This window comes from Mycobacterium avium subsp. avium, assembly GCF_009741445.1.
GTDB lineage: Bacteria > Actinomycetota > Actinomycetes > Mycobacteriales > Mycobacteriaceae > Mycobacterium > Mycobacterium avium.
Map to the genome: position 1 here is coordinate 4204940 of NZ_CP046507.1, position 15248 is coordinate 4220187.

General features: G+C 71.0%; 14 protein-coding genes. 7 read left to right on the plus strand and 7 right to left on the minus strand.

From position 1 onward, the window contains the following. Positions 1-6 precede the first annotated feature (6 nt). The 6 genes from rplL to MAA44156_RS19655 all read right to left on the minus strand — a co-directional run bounded on the left by rplL (position 7) and on the right by MAA44156_RS19655 (position 7509). On the minus strand, positions 7-399 hold the full coding sequence (gene rplL, locus MAA44156_RS19630) for a 50S ribosomal protein L7/L12 (RefSeq protein WP_003873555.1): 393 nt from the start codon (positions 397-399) through the stop codon (positions 7-9). Between the two features lie 45 nt (positions 400-444). Continuing rightward, a complete protein-coding gene (gene rplJ / locus MAA44156_RS19635; RefSeq protein WP_009979135.1) occupies positions 445-1035 on the minus strand; it encodes a 50S ribosomal protein L10 in 591 nt (196 codons plus the stop codon). 287 nt (positions 1036-1322) lie between these two features. Then, positions 1323-1775, minus strand: coding sequence for an anthrone oxygenase family protein (locus MAA44156_RS19640; protein ID WP_009979136.1), 453 nt, complete (start codon positions 1773-1775; stop codon positions 1323-1325). 9 nt (positions 1776-1784) lie between these two features. Next, positions 1785-2705, minus strand: a complete 921-nt coding sequence (locus MAA44156_RS19645) for an ROK family protein (RefSeq protein ID WP_009979138.1) — start codon at positions 2703-2705, stop codon at positions 1785-1787. A gap of 5 nt (positions 2706-2710) precedes the next feature. Continuing rightward, the gene (locus tag MAA44156_RS19650; protein WP_009979139.1) at positions 2711-3328 is read right to left on the minus strand and encodes a DUF7158 domain-containing protein; all 618 of its coding nucleotides are present in this window, start codon (positions 3326-3328) and stop codon (positions 2711-2713) included. Beyond that, positions 3325-7509 (minus strand): glycoside hydrolase family 38 N-terminal domain-containing protein, encoded by a 4185-nt coding sequence (locus MAA44156_RS19655; protein WP_033724738.1) that lies wholly within the window; start codon positions 7507-7509, stop codon positions 3325-3327. Before MAA44156_RS19655 ends, MAA44156_RS19650 begins: the two co-directional genes overlap by 4 nt. Before the next feature lie 76 nt (positions 7510-7585). Between MAA44156_RS19655 and MAA44156_RS19660 the strand changes: the two genes are divergently transcribed. From MAA44156_RS19660 to MAA44156_RS19690, 7 genes are all read left to right on the plus strand, one after another. Continuing rightward, the gene (locus tag MAA44156_RS19660) at positions 7586-8167 is read left to right on the plus strand and encodes a DinB family protein (protein WP_009979144.1); all 582 of its coding nucleotides are present in this window, start codon (positions 7586-7588) and stop codon (positions 8165-8167) included. Between the two features lie 41 nt (positions 8168-8208). Then, complete coding sequence (locus MAA44156_RS19665) at positions 8209-9567, plus strand: ABC1 kinase family protein (RefSeq protein WP_010950242.1); 1359 nt, start codon at positions 8209-8211, stop codon at positions 9565-9567. Between the two features lie 8 nt (positions 9568-9575). Beyond that, entirely contained in the window at positions 9576-10484 is a 909-nt protein-coding gene (locus MAA44156_RS19670) for an alpha/beta fold hydrolase (protein ID WP_011726103.1), read from the plus strand. 89 nt (positions 10485-10573) lie between these two features. Next, positions 10574-11434, plus strand: coding sequence for a cyclopropane mycolic acid synthase family methyltransferase (locus MAA44156_RS19675; RefSeq protein WP_003873564.1), 861 nt, complete (start codon positions 10574-10576; stop codon positions 11432-11434). A gap of 84 nt (positions 11435-11518) precedes the next feature. Beyond that, a complete protein-coding gene (gene mmaA4 / locus MAA44156_RS19680; RefSeq protein WP_009979148.1) occupies positions 11519-12415 on the plus strand; it encodes a hydroxymycolate synthase MmaA4 in 897 nt (298 codons plus the stop codon). A gap of 93 nt (positions 12416-12508) precedes the next feature. Next, positions 12509-13207, plus strand: coding sequence for a YciI family protein (locus MAA44156_RS19685; protein WP_009979149.1), 699 nt, complete (start codon positions 12509-12511; stop codon positions 13205-13207). Positions 13208-13211: 4 nt separating this feature from the next. Further along, positions 13212-14498, plus strand: a complete 1287-nt coding sequence (locus tag MAA44156_RS19690; RefSeq protein WP_009979150.1) for an RNA polymerase sigma factor — start codon at positions 13212-13214, stop codon at positions 14496-14498. On the opposite strand, the gene rplA is transcribed toward MAA44156_RS19690, so the two are convergent. Beyond that, positions 14495-15202, minus strand: coding sequence for a 50S ribosomal protein L1 (gene rplA, locus MAA44156_RS19695; protein WP_003873568.1), 708 nt, complete (start codon positions 15200-15202; stop codon positions 14495-14497). The genes MAA44156_RS19690 and rplA overlap by 4 nt on opposite strands. Positions 15203-15248 lie beyond the last annotated feature (46 nt).

Consider the following 15248-nt stretch of genomic DNA (forward strand, 5'->3'; position numbering starts at 1 on the left):
ACCGGCTTACTTGACGGTGACGGTGGCGCCGGCGGCCTCGAGCTTGGCCTTGGCGTCGTCGGCCGCCTCCTTGGCGACCTTCTCCAGCAGCGGCTTGGGCGCGCCGTCGACCAGGTCCTTGGCCTCCTTGAGGCCCAGGCCGGAGACGATCTCGCGGACCACCTTGATCACGCCGATCTTCTTGTCGCCGGCGGACTCGAGGATCACGTCGAACTCCGACTGCTCCTCGGCGGCCTCGGCGGGCGCGCCACCGGCGGCCGGGCCGGCCGCGGCGACGGCGACCGGGGCGGCCGCGGTGACCTCGAAGGTCTCCTCGAACTTCTTCACGAAGTCGGAGAGCTCCAGCAGGGTCATCTCCTTGAACGCGTCGAGCAGGTCGTCGGTGGACATCTTTGCCATGGGTGTGGGTCCTTCCTTGTTCTTCCCAAGTTCCGGGTTTGGTGGTTATTCGGCGTCGGCCGGGGCCTCGGGGGCCTCGGCGGGTGTTTCGGCAGCTGGTTGCGGGGCCTCGGCGGGGCCTTCGGCGGCCTTCTTCTCCTGCAGGGCGGCCGCCAGGCGGGCGACCTGCGAGGCCGGGGCGTTGAATAGCCCGGCCGCCTTGGCCAGGTTGCCCTTCATCGCGCCGGCCAGCTTGGCCAGCAGCACCTCGCGGGACTCGAGGTCGGCGATGCGCTCCACCTCGGCGACCGAGAGCGCCCGGCCGTCCATGTAGCCGCCCTTGATGACCAGCGCCTTGTGCTCCTTGGCGAAGGTCTTGATGGCCTTGGCCGCGTCGACCGGTTCCCCGGTGACGAACGCGATGGCCGTCGGGCCGGCGAAGAGCTCGTCCAGGCCCTCGATGCCGGCCTCCGACGCCGCCCGCTTGACCAGCGTGTTCTTGGCCACCGAGTAGGTGGCCGCCCCGCTCAGCGAGCGCCGCAGCTCGGCCAGGTTGGCGACCGTCAGACCCCGGTACTCGGTGATCAGGGTCGCGGTCGCCTCCTTGAACTGCTCGGCGATGTCTGCAACGGCGGTGGCCTTGTCAGCCCTGGCCATGCCTACCTCCTGCTCCTGAAGTGAAAGTCAGTGCGACGTGTCGTCTCGTGTCCCCCGAAAACGACGAACGCCCCGGCGCAGGACACGGCCGGGGCGTAACGAACAACCGGCGCTGATGCCGGCGCTGCTGCCTCGTCCTCCTGCGTGGGCCGCCGGGATGTTCCCGGACCTTCGACCGATTGCTCGGTGACCGACGGTCTTCGGTGGATCGGCTAACACCATAGCGCGGGCCGCGCGATCAGCCAAAACGGCGTCTTCACGGTTCAGGTCACGGCTCGGTTCACGGCTCAGGTCACGGCTCCGGTGACCGCGACGGTGAGCAGCACATAGGCACCCAGCAGCAGGACCACCCGCAGCCGGTGGCGCCGGTCCCAGCGCGCCGCCAGTTCGCGCGACAGCTGCCCGCCGGCCGGCCATTTCGCGATCCGGTTGTTGATCGGCACCAGCATGGTCACCGTCACCAGCACCACCACGGCCATCAGGCCGGCGGCGACGCCGACCAGCCAGTCGTAGTGGGCGCCCCGTTCCTGCACGGCGAGCGAGCCCAGCAGCAACAACGTCATCGCGTACCAGAACGGCATCACCGTGCCCAGCGCCCGCGCGGCGCCGCCGCGGGCGGTGCGGAAGGCGTCGTCGGGCAGCCGGGCGATGAGCGGGTGGAAGAACACCGCGACCGCCAGCTCCACGCCGACCATCAGCCCCATGATCACGACCGCGAGTGCGTCGATGCTGTGGTCCATTGGGTCAGCCTAGGAGCCGGCGGGTCGCGCCAGGGTCGCCAGCCGGGCCGCGCCGATCAGCCCGGCATTGCCGCCGAGTTCCCCCGGCACCACCGTCAGCCCGGACAGGAAGTCCAGCCCGGCGTAGTGGGCCAGCCTTTCGCGCAGCGGGTCGAACAGCAGCGGCCCGGACTGGGCGACGCCTCCCCCGATCACCACCACGTCCAGATCGCACACCGCACCGACCGAGGCGATCATCGCCGCCAGCGCGTCGGCCGACCGGTGAAACGCCTTCTGCGCCAACGGGTCTGAGGCCGCAGCGGCGGCCAGGTCCCGGGCGCCGGCCCCCGGCGGGGCCGACCACCCGTTTTCGCGCGCCCAGCGCACCATCGACGGCCCGGAGGCCACCGTCTCCACGCAGCCATGCCCGCCGCAGGTGCAGGGCCGGCCGTCCAGTTCGACCACCACGTGCCCGACGTGACCGGCGTTGCCGGTGCGGCCCGGGTAGGGGGCGCCGTCGAGCACCAGGCCGCCACCCACCCCGGTGGAGACCACCATGCCCAGCAGGAAGCGGACGCCGCGTCCCGCGCCCAGCCACTGCTCCCCCAGCGCCATGCAGAGCCCGTCGCCGCCCAGCACCACCGGTGTCGCGGGCACCACCGCGGCGACCTTGTCGCGCAACGGGAAACGGTGCCAGCCGGCGATGTTGATCGGGCTGACGGATCCGCTGGGTAGGTCGACGGGCCCGGCCGACGCGATACCCACGGCCGCGATCGGGGCGCCGGCCGCCCGCACCTCCTCGGCGATCAGGGCGTGCACCACATCCCACACGTCGTCGGCGGGTGCCGGGTTGGGGGTGGGGCGGACGGCGGTGTGGACCAGCGTGCCGGCCGAATCAACAAGTGCGGCAGCGATTTTGGTGCCGCCGATATCCAGGCCGAGAGTGAGCATGCCGATCAGTGCCGATGCGTGTTGTCGGGTTGGCGGGGGTCGCCGGGATGCTCGTAGCCGGGCGCGAGCCGCACCAGCGCGGCGCGGCGTTCGTCCAGCCACAGCCGGAAGGCCCGCCGCCGCGCCGCGCCGCGCAACTGCTCGCGGATCGCCCGTCGCACCTCGTCCAGCGGCGGGGCAACCAAAGCCGTTGTGTGCCAAACATTTTGGACGGGCTGCGACGGGGCGAACCGGAGCGGGTTGCGGGCGTGGTAGGCGGCCAGCTCCGGCTCGGCGATGTCCACCGCGGCGGTGACGTCGGCGAACAGCGCCCGGGCCAGCGGGTCGGCCAGCACGGCGGCGGTCACGCTGCCGATTTCCAGCCAGGCGGTCACGTCGGGCAACAGCTCGGCCTCGTTCGGCGCACCGGCCGGGGTCAGGCCGCGCGCGGCCGCCTCGGCGGCGATGACGCGGCGGGTCACGATCAGTTGGGTCAGCCAGCGCCGCAGTTGCCGGCCCTCGCTGGTGCCGGGCGTCGGCAGCGCCGCCGCGCCGCGCCCGCCGCGCAACCGGGCCTCGGCGGCGTCGACCTCGACGGAGGAAACCGGGACGCCGGCAACGGTCGCAACCGGGTGGCCGCTCATGTGACCGTCACCCGCACCGCCGGCGAGTAGAGCAGTTCGCCCGCGCAGCCGATCCGGACCAGCGCCCACCACTGGCCGGGGTCCAGCCAGGCCGGCGGGGCCAGCCGGAAGCCGAGGTCGACGGCGCCGCGGGCGGGCAGGACGGCGCCGACCGCGGCGGGCCCCATCCAGTCCCAGGTGCCCCACGGGCTGATCAGGTGGGCCTCCAGCGCCAGCTCGGCGCGGGCGTGGCTGCCGACGGCGACGGTCAGGTCCGCGGCCTCGCCGGGTTCCAGCGTGACCTCGGCCGGCTCGTCGGCCAGGTAGATCAGCGGCGCCCGCTCGGCGTCGCCCACCGCCATCACGCACACGTCCTCGACGCCCTGGCGCCAGGACGCCGGGAGGTGGTCCCCGCTGAGGCGCAGTTCGGCCCGGACCGGATAGAGCCCCGGTGCGGCGCGGGCCGGGACCGACACCGCGATGTCGGCCTGCAGGTGCTGGCCGGCGCACAGCCGCAGCGGCAGCTCGGCCGGGTCGGCCGACCAGCCGTCCGGGCAGCGCAGCAGCACCGCGCCGGCCAGCGTGGCATCGGTGCAGTCGCTGGCCGCCGACAGCCGCAGCGTGACCCTGCTGTCCGGGTCGGCCGACGCCCGCGCCGGATGCAGGTGGGCGACGGCGGGCAGCCCGCCGAGCGGCGCGGGGCCCCGGTTGTGCAGCCAGTAGCGCGCGTAGAGCGGCTGGGCGGCCTCGGCGTGCGGCGCGAGCGCGGCGGCGCCGGCCGGGGCGGCCGGCGCGTGCAGGCGGGCCAGCACCGTGGCCACCTGGTAGCCGTGCAGGTCGATCGAATTCACTTGGCGGGACGGCTTTTCCAGCAGATCGGCGGCGTGCAGGTCGCTCACCGTGGCCACCTCGGAGTCGACGGCGACGCGGGTGCCCGCCCCGGCGGTTTCCACCAGCCGCAGGGCCACCGCGGTCGGGTCGGGCCGTGCCGCGCTGCCCGACGCCAGCGGGTTGCCGGCCGCCTTGAGGGCGGCCAGCTGGACCGATTCGGCGGGCTGCACCCGCAGCAGCGAACCGGCCGGCGGCAGACCGGGCCCGGTGCCCGCGCCGCCGCCCGCCGCGACGGCTAACAGCGGATTCCCGAATTGCGCGCTGCGAGCAGGGATTTCGGCGCGCCGCCAGTCGCCGGGGCCGCTGACCAACGCGTAGTCGAAATGGTGGGTCCAGTGCTGCAGCTGGAAATTGGAGCCGTCCGGCGCGCTGCGGCGCGGGTCGTCGATCCAGATGCCCGACGGCCAGCCGGTGCAGGACCGCAGCAGCGCGGTGTGCAGGGTGCCCGCAGTGTCGACGGCGAAGCTGGGCACACCCCGGTTCAGCAGCGCGACGGTGTAATCGTCGAAACCCTCTGTCCGCGAAGGTGATTGCTGGGTGACGGTGATCTCGGCGTCGCCGAGGTCGTCGACCAGCGCGGCGATCGCCGCGCGCAGCTCGCGCTCGTCGCGGCCGTCGACCACCAGCACCGGCAGCGCCCGCGCGTCGCGCAGGTCGGCGTCGGGCAGCCACACCGCGGCCAGCGGGGCGCGGGCCGGCACCCACAGCCTGGCCCGGCCGGTCGCGGCCAGCTGACGCCGCAGCTCGTCGGCGTAGGCCGGGTCGGCGTCGGCCAGCACGGCCGCGGTGAAGGCGTTGCGGCGCGGCCCGCCCAGCGCGACTCGCACGTCGGGCAGGTTGGAGTCGACCTCGAGGTGGCCGTAGCGCGGCCCGTCGGCGGCGCTGCAGGTGGCCGTGACGCCCGCCCGGACCAGCGCGACCAGCAATTCCCGGGCCAGCGGGCCGGACGTCGTCTCCGCCGGCGACACCACCTCGGCCACCGACAGGCACCGGAGGCCGCCGTCGCTGATGCGGACCCGGGCCGCCGAGGACAAGCCGAACCAGCCGTAGGCCGGGTTGTCCAGGGTCCACGGGTGCCGGGCGGTGTCCAGCGCCCGGTCCCCGTCGTGCAGCAGCGCGAAACCGCGGCCGACGACGGCGTCGCCGACCTCGCTGACCGGCATGGCCCCCGGCACCGGGCACGGCCAGCGCAGCCGCACCAGCCGGTCGGCGCTGGTGAACTCGTCGATGGTGGTGCGGCAGTCCACCCGCGCGACGCCGCGCCACAGCGTCAGGGTCTGGGTGTAGCGCAGCAGCGTGCCGATCCGGCCGTGCACCACCACCCGCTCCCCGAGCGGGCCCCGGTAGGCCCGCACCCGCGCCCGCGTCGCCGACGAGCACACCACCGGCCCCTTGGGCAGCAGGTGCCACGGGCCCTCGCCCTGGCTCGGGTGCGACGGGTACTCCTCGTAGACGGCCAGCTCGTTGCCCACCCGGCCCTCGCCGATCAGCTCGCGACCGTCGGCGATCAGCGACGCCACTGTCCCGCCACGCTCGGCGTCGACCGCCAGCCGGTAGTGCTCGTTGGCGATCGCGCTGCCCCGCAGCGGCGCCCACCCGCTCGCCGCCTCGCCCGCGACCAGCCGGTAGGCGCGCCAGCCCAGCGACGGCACGTCGCGGGCCAGCCAGCTGACCGAGCGCCCGCCGTGCTCGACGTGCGCGGGCACCTCGGCGCCGTCCGCGTCGAGCACCCGCACCCCGGCGCCCGGCGCCGCGTCCAGCCGCGCGGTGACCACGTCGGTGCGCCGGCCGTTGAGCGGGTTCCACACCGTCACGTCGGCGCCGTCGACCCGGCGAGACAGCAGGGCCAGCGCGTCGTCGCGGACGGTGCGGCCCAGCTCCCAGGCGTCCCGCCAGCCGGTCAGCAGGTCCAGGTAAACCTGGTCGGATTCCGAGCCGGTGATGGCGTCGTGGTGGGCGCCGTAGGCCAGCTGCACCCAGGCCTTGGCCAGGGCCGCCTGCGGGTATTCGGCGCCGGCCAGCAGCCCGGCGAACACCGCGAAGCGCTCGGCGGCCAGCACCGTGTTCTCGGCGGCCCGGTTGGCCTGCTTGGTGTCGATGTAGGACACGTCCTTGCCGGTGTAGATCGGGTTCATGTCGCGGGTCTGCGGGGACGGCGCGCCGCCGCGCTGCGCCAGTTCGGCGCGCACCGCCGCGAAGAACTCCCGGGGCAGCGCGCACACGAACCGCGGCCAGGTGTAGCGGGCCGCCCAGTCGCGGTGGATGGCGGTGACCCACTTGTTCGGTGGGGTGTAGTCGGTGCCGACCGGCAGCAGCACGTTGCGGGTCAGCGCGACCTTCTTCAGCTGGACGAACAGCGCGTAGGTGGCGTCCTGCGCCTCGGCCAGCGACGCCGCCGAATCCATCCACCAGCCCGCCGAATAGTGCGCGGGCATGTAGTGGGTGAGCAGGCCGCGGCCCGACGGCGCGATCCACTCGAATTCGCTGGAGAACTGCATGCGCTCGACGCCGCCGTCGGAGCCGTCGCCGGTCGCCGGGCCCCACTGGTGGTGCGGCCCGCGCGCCCAGGAGCTCGACGTCAGGCCGGCGTCGGCGGCCAGCCCCGGGAACTGCGGATCGTGACCGAACACGTCCAGCTGCCACGCGGTGGCCGGGTCGGCCCCCAGCACGTCGCGCTGAAAACCCATGCCGTGCACCAGGTTTCGGATGGTCGTCTCCGGGCTGGTGAGGTTGGTGTTGGGTTCGTTGTAGGTGCCGCCCATCACCTCGACCCGGCCCTGCGCGATGAACCGGCGCAGGTCGGCGCGGTCTTCGGGGCGGGTGTCCCAGTACGGCTTGAGGTAGTCCACCTCGGCCAGCACGAACTTGTACTCGGGCTCGCGGCGGGCCATCTCCAGATGTGCGTGCACCAGGTCGAAGCCGTTGGTCTGCCGGGCCCGCCCGGGCGGGTCCTCGGTCCACTCGCTGGTGTAGGCGCCCTGGGTGTTCCACCACACCGGGTCGTAGTGGAAGTGGCTGACCATGAACATCGTCCAGCCCGGCTCGGCCACAGTGAATTCGAACGGCAGCTCCGCCTCGCCGGCGCCCGCCCGGGCGGGCCGGCGCTGCCCGACGACGGGTTCGTCGACCGTCACCGCCACCTCGATGACCTCGGCGCCGGGTTCGGCGAGCGCGCGCCCGCGCAGACCGGGGCCGTCGACGCGGACCGGGGTGCGCTCGGCGCAGCCGGCGACGGCGACGCGCACCCGCTGCAGCGGCGCCTCGGGCGGCCCGACGAACAGCTCGGTCGAGAGCGCCGACGTTATTTCCATGCCGAAACCACCTGCATCCCCGCACTTTACGGCCCGCACAGCCTAAGATCGACCGATGCCCGCTCTCGCCCGTCCGGTGGCCGACGAACGCAGTGCCCTGTGCGAATTCCTGGCGTATCACCAAAGCGCCTACTTCGCGGTGTCGCACGGCCTGACCGACGAGCAGGCCCGCTCGGCGCCGTCGGTCAGCGCCTTGTCGATCGGCGGGCTGATCAAGCACGCCACCGGCATGCAACGCAGCTGGATGGCCCGCGTCGCCGCCGCGCCCGGCGCACCCCCGAAGGACACCCGCCCGTTCGAGCAGGTCGCCGCCGAGTTCGCCGACCAGCACGTGATGCGGCCCGACGAGACGCTGCAAGAGCTGCTGGACGCGTTCGAGGCCCAGAACGCCGAATCGCTGCGGCTGGCACGGACCGCCGACCTGGACGCCGCGGTGCCGGTGCCGCACGACATCCCCTGGTTTCCCAAGGACCAGCAGGCCTGGTCGGTGCGCTGGGTGATCCTGCACGTCATCAACGAGCTGGCCCGGCACGCCGGGCACGCCGACATCATCCGGGAGACGATCGACGGCGCCACCATGTACGAGTTGATCGCCGCGCGGGAGGGCTGGGCCATCGAGGGCTGGGTGCAGCCCTGGAAGGGCGGCGATCGGCGCTAGCGGATTGGGACTCGCCAGCGCCGATTTGGCACACTGCACTGATGAGCTCTACCAAACATCGAGAGGTGGCCAAGCTCGACCGGGTGCCGTTGCCGGTCGAGGCGGCCCGGGTAGCGGCGACCGGTTGGCAGGTCACCCGCTCCGCCGCTCGCGTCCTCACCAAGCTGCCGGCCAAGGGCCCGTGGCAGCAGAAGGTGATCAAGCAGCTCCCCCAGACGTTCGCCGACCTGGGGCCCACCTACGTCAAGTTCGGGCAGATCATCGCGTCCAGCCCCGGCGCGTTCGGCGAATCGCTGTCCCGGGAGTTCCGCGGCCTGCTGGACCGGGTGCCGCCCGCCGACCCCGACGAGGTGCACAAGCTGTTCCTCGAGGAGCTCGGGGCCGACCCGTCCGAGCTGTTCGCCAGCTGGGACGAGACCCCGTTCGCCTCGGCGTCCATCGCCCAGGTGCACTACGCCACCCTGCACACCGGCGAGGAGGTCGTCGTCAAGATCCAGCGGCCGGGCATCCGCCGCCGGGTCGCCGCCGACCTGCAGATCCTCAAGCGCTTCGCCCAGGCCGTCGAGCTGGCCAAGCTGGGCCGCCGGCTGTCCGCCCAGGACGTGGTCGCCGACTTCTCCGACAACCTGGCCGAGGAGCTGAATTTCCGGCTGGAGGCCCAGTCGATGGAGGCCTGGGTGTCGCACCTGCACGCCTCGCCGCTGGGCAAAAACATCCGGGTGCCGCAGGTGTACTGGGACTTCACCACCGACCGGGTGCTGACCATGGAGCGGGTGTCCGGGATCCGCATCGACGACGTCGCCGCGGTCCGCAAGGCCGGGTTCGACGGGGTTGAGCTGGTCAAGGCGCTGCTGTTCAGCCTGTTCGAGGGCGGGCTGCGGCACGGCCTGTTCCACGGCGACCTGCACGCCGGCAACCTCTACGTCGACGAGGCGGGCCGCATCGTGTTCTTCGACTTCGGCATCATGGGCCGCATCGACCCGCGCACCCGCTGGCTGCTGCGCGAGCTGGTGTATGCGCTGCTGGTCAAGAAGGACCACGCCGCGGCCGGCAAGATCGTGGTGCTGATGGGCGCCGTGGGCACCGTGAAACCCGAAGCCCAGGCCGCCAAGGACCTGGAGAAATTCGCCACCCCGCTGACCATGCAGACCCTGGGCGACATGTCCTATGCCGACATCGGCCGCCAGCTGTCGGCGCTGGCCGACGCCTACGACGTCAAGCTGCCCCGCGAGCTGGTGCTGATCGGCAAGCAGTTCCTCTACGTCGAGCGCTACATGAAGCTGCTGGCACCCAAGTGGCAGATGATGTCGGATCCGCAATTGACCGGGTATTTCGCCAACTTCATGGTCGAGGTCAGCCGCGAGCACTCCTCCGAGTTCGAATCCGACGTCGAGGTCTAGGGCCTTCGATGGTGCAGGTCCGCACGGGGCACGCCATATCAGGCGACCTGAAGCTCTACTACGAGGACATGGGCGACATCGACGACCCGCCGGTGCTGCTGATCATGGGGCTGGGCGCCCAGCTGCTGCTGTGGCGGACCGCGTTCTGCGAGAAGCTGGTGGGCCGCGGGCTGCGGGTGATCCGGTACGACAACCGCGACGTGGGGCTGTCCAGCAAGACCGAGCACCGCAGCTCGGGGCAACCGCTGGTCACCCGGCTGCTGCGGTCCTGGCTGGGCCTGCCCAGCCAATCGGCGTACCGGCTGGAGGACATGGCCGACGACGCCGCGGCCGTGCTGGACCATTTGGGCATCGACGACGCCCACATCGTGGGGGCGTCGATGGGCGGCATGATCGCCCAGATTTTCGCCGCCCGGTTCCGCCAGCGCACCAAAACCCTGGCGGTCATCTTCTCCAGCAACAATTCCGCGCTGCTGCCGCCGCCGGCGCCGCGGGCGCTGCTGGCGCTGCTGAAGGGGCCGCCGCCCGACTCGCCGCGCGAGGTGATCATCGACAACGCGGTGCGGGTCGGCAGGATCATCGGCAGCACGCGCTACCGGGTGCCCGAGGAGCAGGCGCGCGCCGAGGCCGCCGAGGGCTACGACCGCAACTACTACCCGCAGGGCGTCGCCCGACACTTTTCCGCCGTGCTGGGCAGCGGCAGCCTGCGCCGCTACAACCGTCGGACCACCGCGCCCACCGTGGTGATCCACGGCCGGGCGGACAAGCTGATGCGGCCGTTCGGGGGCCGCGCGGTGGCCGGCGCCATCGACGGCGCCCGATTGGTGTTATTCGACGGGATGGGTCATGATCTGCCACAGCAGTTGTGGGATCAGGTGATCGGCGTGCTGGCGAACAACTTCGCCAAGGCCAGCTGAGCCAAAAACTCTCGGTAGAAACGGTTCCCCGCAATTTTCAGTCCAAGTCACAGAGTTGTACGGTTGTCGAAGGAGGGTGGGTGTAACCGATGGCCAAGCTGAAGCCGTATTACGAAGAGTCGCAAGCAACCTACGACATTTCCGACGACTTCTTCGCGTTGTTCCTTGACCCCAACATGGTGTACACCTGCGCCTATTTCGAAAACGACGACATGACGCTGGAACAGGCGCAGCTGGCCAAGCTGGATCTGGGGCTGGACAAGCTGAACCTCGAACCGGGCATGACGCTGCTCGACGTCGGCTGCGGCTGGGGTGGGGCCGTGGTGCGGGCGTTGGAAAAATACGACGTGAACGTCATCGGTATCACGCTCAGCCGCAACCACTATGCGCGCACCAAGGAGAGGCTGGCCGCGATCCCGACCACCCGGCGCGCCGAGGCGCGGCTGCAGGGTTGGGAAGAGTTCGACGAGCCCGTCGACCGGATCATCAGCTTCGAGGCCTTCGACGCGTTCAAAAAGGAACGCTGGCCCGCGTTCTGGGATTGGGCCTACAAGAGCCTGCCCAACGACAGCCGGATGCTGATGCACAGCATCTTCACCTACCCGCAGTCGCAGTGGAAGGAACGCGGCATCCCGATCACCATGTCGGATCTGCGGTTCTTCCACTTCCTGGGCAAGGAGATCTTCCCCGGCGGGCAGATGTGCGGCGAAGCCGACATCGTCGACCTGTCCCAGGCCAGCGGCTTCTCGCTGGAGCAGGTCCAGTACCTGCGGCCGCACTACGCCCGGACCCTGGACACCTGGGCAGCCAACCTGGAGGCCAACCGGGAGCAGGCCATCGCCATCCAGTCGCAGGAGGTCTACGACCGCTTCATGCGCTACCTGACCGGCTGCGCGGAGCTGTTCCGCAAAGGAATCTCCAACGTGGCCCAATACACCCTGACCAAGTAGCGCAGTAGACTTTGCATCCGCGGTCGGGCCCGCGACGCGCACTCGCACCGCCAGGAACGCCTCCTCCAGGAGAACAGGACGAACATGGCTGAGCAACCGAGTAGCCCGACCAAGACCCGGACACGTTCGGAGGACATCCAGGCGCACTACGACGTCTCCGACGATTTCTTCGGCCTGTTCCAGGACCCGACCCGGACCTACAGCTGCGCCTACTTCGCGCGCGACGACATGAGCCTGGAAGAGGCCCAGTACGCCAAGATCGACCTCAACCTGGACAAGCTGGACCTCAAGCCGGGCATGACGCTGCTGGACATCGGCTGCGGGTGGGGCACCACCATGAAGCGCGCCGTGGAGCGGTTCGACGTCAACGTGATCGGCCTGACGCTATCCAAGAACCAGCACGCCCGCTGCGAGGAGCTGCTCGCCTCGCTGGACAGCAACCGCTGCCGCCAGGTGCGGCTGCAGAACTGGGAGGACTTCAACGAGCCGGTCGACCGCATCGTGTCCATCGAGGCGTTCGAGCACTTCGGCCACGAGAACTACGACGACTTCTTCAAGCGGACCTTCGACATCATGCCCGACGATGGCAGGATGACCGTGCAGAGCAGCGTCAGCTACCACCCCTACGACCTGGCCGCCCGCGGCAAGAAGCTGAGCTTCGAGACGGCGCGGTTCATCAAGTTCATCGTCACCGAGATCTTCCCCGGCGGCCGGCTGCCGTCCACCCAGATGATGGTCGATCACGGCGAGAAGGCGGGATTCGTTGTGCCCGAACCTCTTTCGTTGCGGCCGCACTACATCAAGACGCTGCACATCTGGGGCGACACGCTGGAGTCGAACCGGGACAAGGCCATCGAGGTCACCTCCGAAGAGGTGTACAACCGCTACATCAAGTACCTGCGCGGCTGCGAGCACTACTTCACCGAGGAGATGCTCGACTGCAGCCTGGTGACCTACCTCAAGCCGGGGGCGGCCGCCTGATTTTCGCGGCGGCTATCGGATTAGGGCTGCGCCGTTCGTCGAGTAGGTAGAGAGTGGAACACACGGTTCCGCTCACCACCTGGAGGTGACGACATGCAGTACTTCGCGCTGTTGATCAGTAGGGAGCAGGAGCGCAAGCCCGACGACGCGGCCGCCGCCATGGCGGCGTGGGAAAGCTTCCACGCCAAGGCCGGTCCGGCGATCAAGGCCGGTGACGCGCTGGCGCCCGCCGCGGCCGCGGCCGTCATCACCGGCGGCCCCGACGCGCCGGTGGTGACCGACGGCCCGTTCGCCGAGACCGCGGAGGTGGCCTGCGGCTACTACATTTTCGAGGCCGAAAACCTCGACGAGGCGCTGGCGCTGGCGCGCGACGTGCCGGTCGCCGCGTTCGGGGCGGTGGAGCTGTGGCCGGTGGTGCACGCGGTCGAGCCGTCCCGCAGGATCACCGGCAACGACTGGCTGGCGCTGCTGCTGGAACCGGCGGAATCCGCCCACACGCCCGGCACGCCGGAGTGGGAGGCGGTGGCCGCCAAGCACGCGGAGCTGCACGCGGCCGCCGGCGACCACATCATCGGCGGCGCCGCGCTGCACGACAAGTCCACCGCCACCACGGTGCGGGTGCGCGACGGCGAGGTGCTGATCACCGACGGGCCGTATGTGGAGAGCGCGGAGATCGCCACCGGGATCTACCTGCTGGGCGCCGCCGATCGCGACGAGGCCGTCAAGATCGCGTCCATGATTCCCGCGTCCACGGTGCAGCTGCGCCAGCTGGCGGGAGTCTCCGACCTGTAGGCGCATGGCCGACCTGGACGGCGTCTTCCGCCGGGAGTGGGGACCCGCCGTCGCCGCGCTGGCGCGGTGGTCGGGTGACCTCACCGTCGCCGAGGACGCCGTCCAGGAGGCCTGCGCCGAGGCGCTGCGCGCCTGGCCCCGCGACGGGATGCCCGCCAATCCGGCCGGCTGGCTGGTCACCGTCGCGCGCAACCGCGCCCGCGATCGGCTGCGCCGCGAATCCGCGCGTCCCGGAAAGGAATTGGCCGCCGTGCTGGACGACATTCGGGCGCGCACCGATGCCGCCGACCCGCATCCGGTGCGCGACGACGAGCTGCGGATGATGTTCACCTGCGCGCACCCGGCCCTGGACCGACCGTCGCAGCTGGCGCTGACGCTGCGGTTGGTGTCCGGGCTGACCGTCGCCGAGATCGCCCGGGCGCTGCTGCAGTCCGAGGCCGCCATCAGTCAGCGAATCACCCGCGCCAAGAACAAGGTTCGCCACGCCAACATCCCGCTCAGGGTGCCGCCCGCCGAGCTGCTGGGCGAGCGCACCCCGCACGTGCTGGGCTGCGTGTACTCGGTGTTCACCGAGGGCTACTGGTCCACCGCGGGGCCGTCGGCGATCCGGGACGACCTGTGCGACGAAGGCATTCGGCTGGGCGCCGAGTTGTGCGCGCTGCTGCCCCACGAGCGCGAGGCACACGCGCTGTCCGCGCTGATGCTGCTGCACGATTCGCGGCGCGCCACAAGGGTCGACGCCCACGGTGTGCCGGTGCCGCTCGAGGAGCAGGACCGTACGCGCTGGGACCGCCGGCGCATCACGGCCGGACTGGACCGGTTGCGTTATGCCGAGGGGTCGAGCGGCGCCTACCTGCCGCAGGCGGTGATCGCCGCGCTGCACGCCACCGCGCCGTCCTGGGAAGAAACCGACTGGGTCACCATCTGCGCCGCCTACGACCGGCTATGGCAATTGACCCGTTCACCGGTGGTGGCCGCGAATCGGGCGCTGGCGATCGGGCTGCGCGACGGTCCCGACGCCGGCTTAGCCGCCTTGGAGGAGGTGGACGAACCTAAGCTGGAACGCTCGAATCTCATCGCGACGCTCCGCGCCGATCTCCTGCGGCGCGCCGGGCGGCCCGCCGAGGCGCTGCCCTGGTACCGAATCGCGTTGCAGTCCAACGGATCCGAGCCGGGCCGCGAATTCCTGAGGCGGCGCATCGCCGAGTGCACTTCAGCTGCCGAAAGTGCAACTGGCGACGCATTTCCCGAGAACGGCCGTCGCCAGTTGCACTCTCGCGGAGGGACCTAGGCCTCGGCGAAGTTGCGGGTGATCGACGGGTCCACCGGAATGCCCGGGCCCGTCGTCGTCGACACGGTGATCTTCTTCAGGTACCGGCCCTTGGACGCCGACGGCTTGAGCCGCAGCACTTCGTCCAGCGCGGCACCGTAGTTCTCCGCGAGGGCCTTCTCGTCGAACGACGCCTTGCCGATGACGAAGTGCAGGTTGGCCTGCTTGTCCACCCGGAAGTTGATCTTGCCGCCCTTGATGTCGGCGACGGCCTTGGCGACGTCGGGGGTGACGGTGCCGGTCTTGGGGTTGGGCATCAGGCCGCGCGGGCCGAGCACCCGGGCGATGCGGCCCACCTTGGCCATCTGGTCGGGCGTGGCGATGGCCGCGTCGAAGTCCAGGAAGCCGCCTTGGATCTTTTCGATCAGGTCGTCGCTGCCGACGATGTCGGCGCCGGCGGCCTGCGCCTGCTCGGCCTTCTCGCCGACGGCGAACACCGCGACCCGGGCGGTCTTGCCGGTGCCGTGCGGCAGGTTGACCGTGCCGCGCACCATCTGGTCCGCCTTGCGCGGGTCGACGCCGAGCCGGATCGCCACCTCGACGGTCGCGTCCTGCTTGGTCGACGACGTCTCCTTGGCCAGCTTGGCCGCCTGCAACGGGGTGTAGAGGTTGTCGCGGTCCACCTTCTCGGCGGCCGCGCGATATGCCTTGCTGCGCTTGCTCATTGACTCATCCAATCTGGTGTTGGGTCGTGGTTGGCGGGCCGAAGCT

Excerpts from the sequence above, each read along its gene's own strand:
- rplL (WP_003873555.1), bottom strand. The coding sequence starts at position 399 with ATGGCAAAGATGTCCACCGACGACCTGCTCGACGCGTTCAAGGAGATG.
- rplJ (WP_009979135.1), bottom strand. The coding sequence starts at position 1,035 with ATGGCCAGGGCTGACAAGGCCACCGCCGTTGCAGACATCGCCGAGCAG.
- MAA44156_RS19640 (WP_009979136.1), bottom strand. The coding sequence starts at position 1,775 with ATGGACCACAGCATCGACGCACTCGCGGTCGTGATCATGGGGCTGATG.
- MAA44156_RS19645 (WP_009979138.1), bottom strand. The coding sequence starts at position 2,705 with ATGCTCACTCTCGGCCTGGATATCGGCGGCACCAAAATCGCTGCCGCA.
- MAA44156_RS19650 (WP_009979139.1), bottom strand. The coding sequence starts at position 3,328 with ATGAGCGGCCACCCGGTTGCGACCGTTGCCGGCGTCCCGGTTTCCTCC.
- MAA44156_RS19655 (WP_033724738.1), bottom strand. The coding sequence starts at position 7,509 with ATGGAAATAACGTCGGCGCTCTCGACCGAGCTGTTCGTCGGGCCGCCC.
- MAA44156_RS19665 (WP_010950242.1), top strand. The coding sequence starts at position 8,209 with ATGAGCTCTACCAAACATCGAGAGGTGGCCAAGCTCGACCGGGTGCCG.
- MAA44156_RS19670 (WP_011726103.1), top strand. The coding sequence starts at position 9,576 with ATGGTGCAGGTCCGCACGGGGCACGCCATATCAGGCGACCTGAAGCTC.
- MAA44156_RS19675 (WP_003873564.1), top strand. The coding sequence starts at position 10,574 with ATGGCCAAGCTGAAGCCGTATTACGAAGAGTCGCAAGCAACCTACGAC.
- mmaA4 (WP_009979148.1), top strand. The coding sequence starts at position 11,519 with ATGGCTGAGCAACCGAGTAGCCCGACCAAGACCCGGACACGTTCGGAG.
- MAA44156_RS19685 (WP_009979149.1), top strand. The coding sequence starts at position 12,509 with ATGCAGTACTTCGCGCTGTTGATCAGTAGGGAGCAGGAGCGCAAGCCC.
- MAA44156_RS19690 (WP_009979150.1), top strand. The coding sequence starts at position 13,212 with ATGGCCGACCTGGACGGCGTCTTCCGCCGGGAGTGGGGACCCGCCGTC.
- rplA (WP_003873568.1), bottom strand. The coding sequence starts at position 15,202 with ATGAGCAAGCGCAGCAAGGCATATCGCGCGGCCGCCGAGAAGGTGGAC.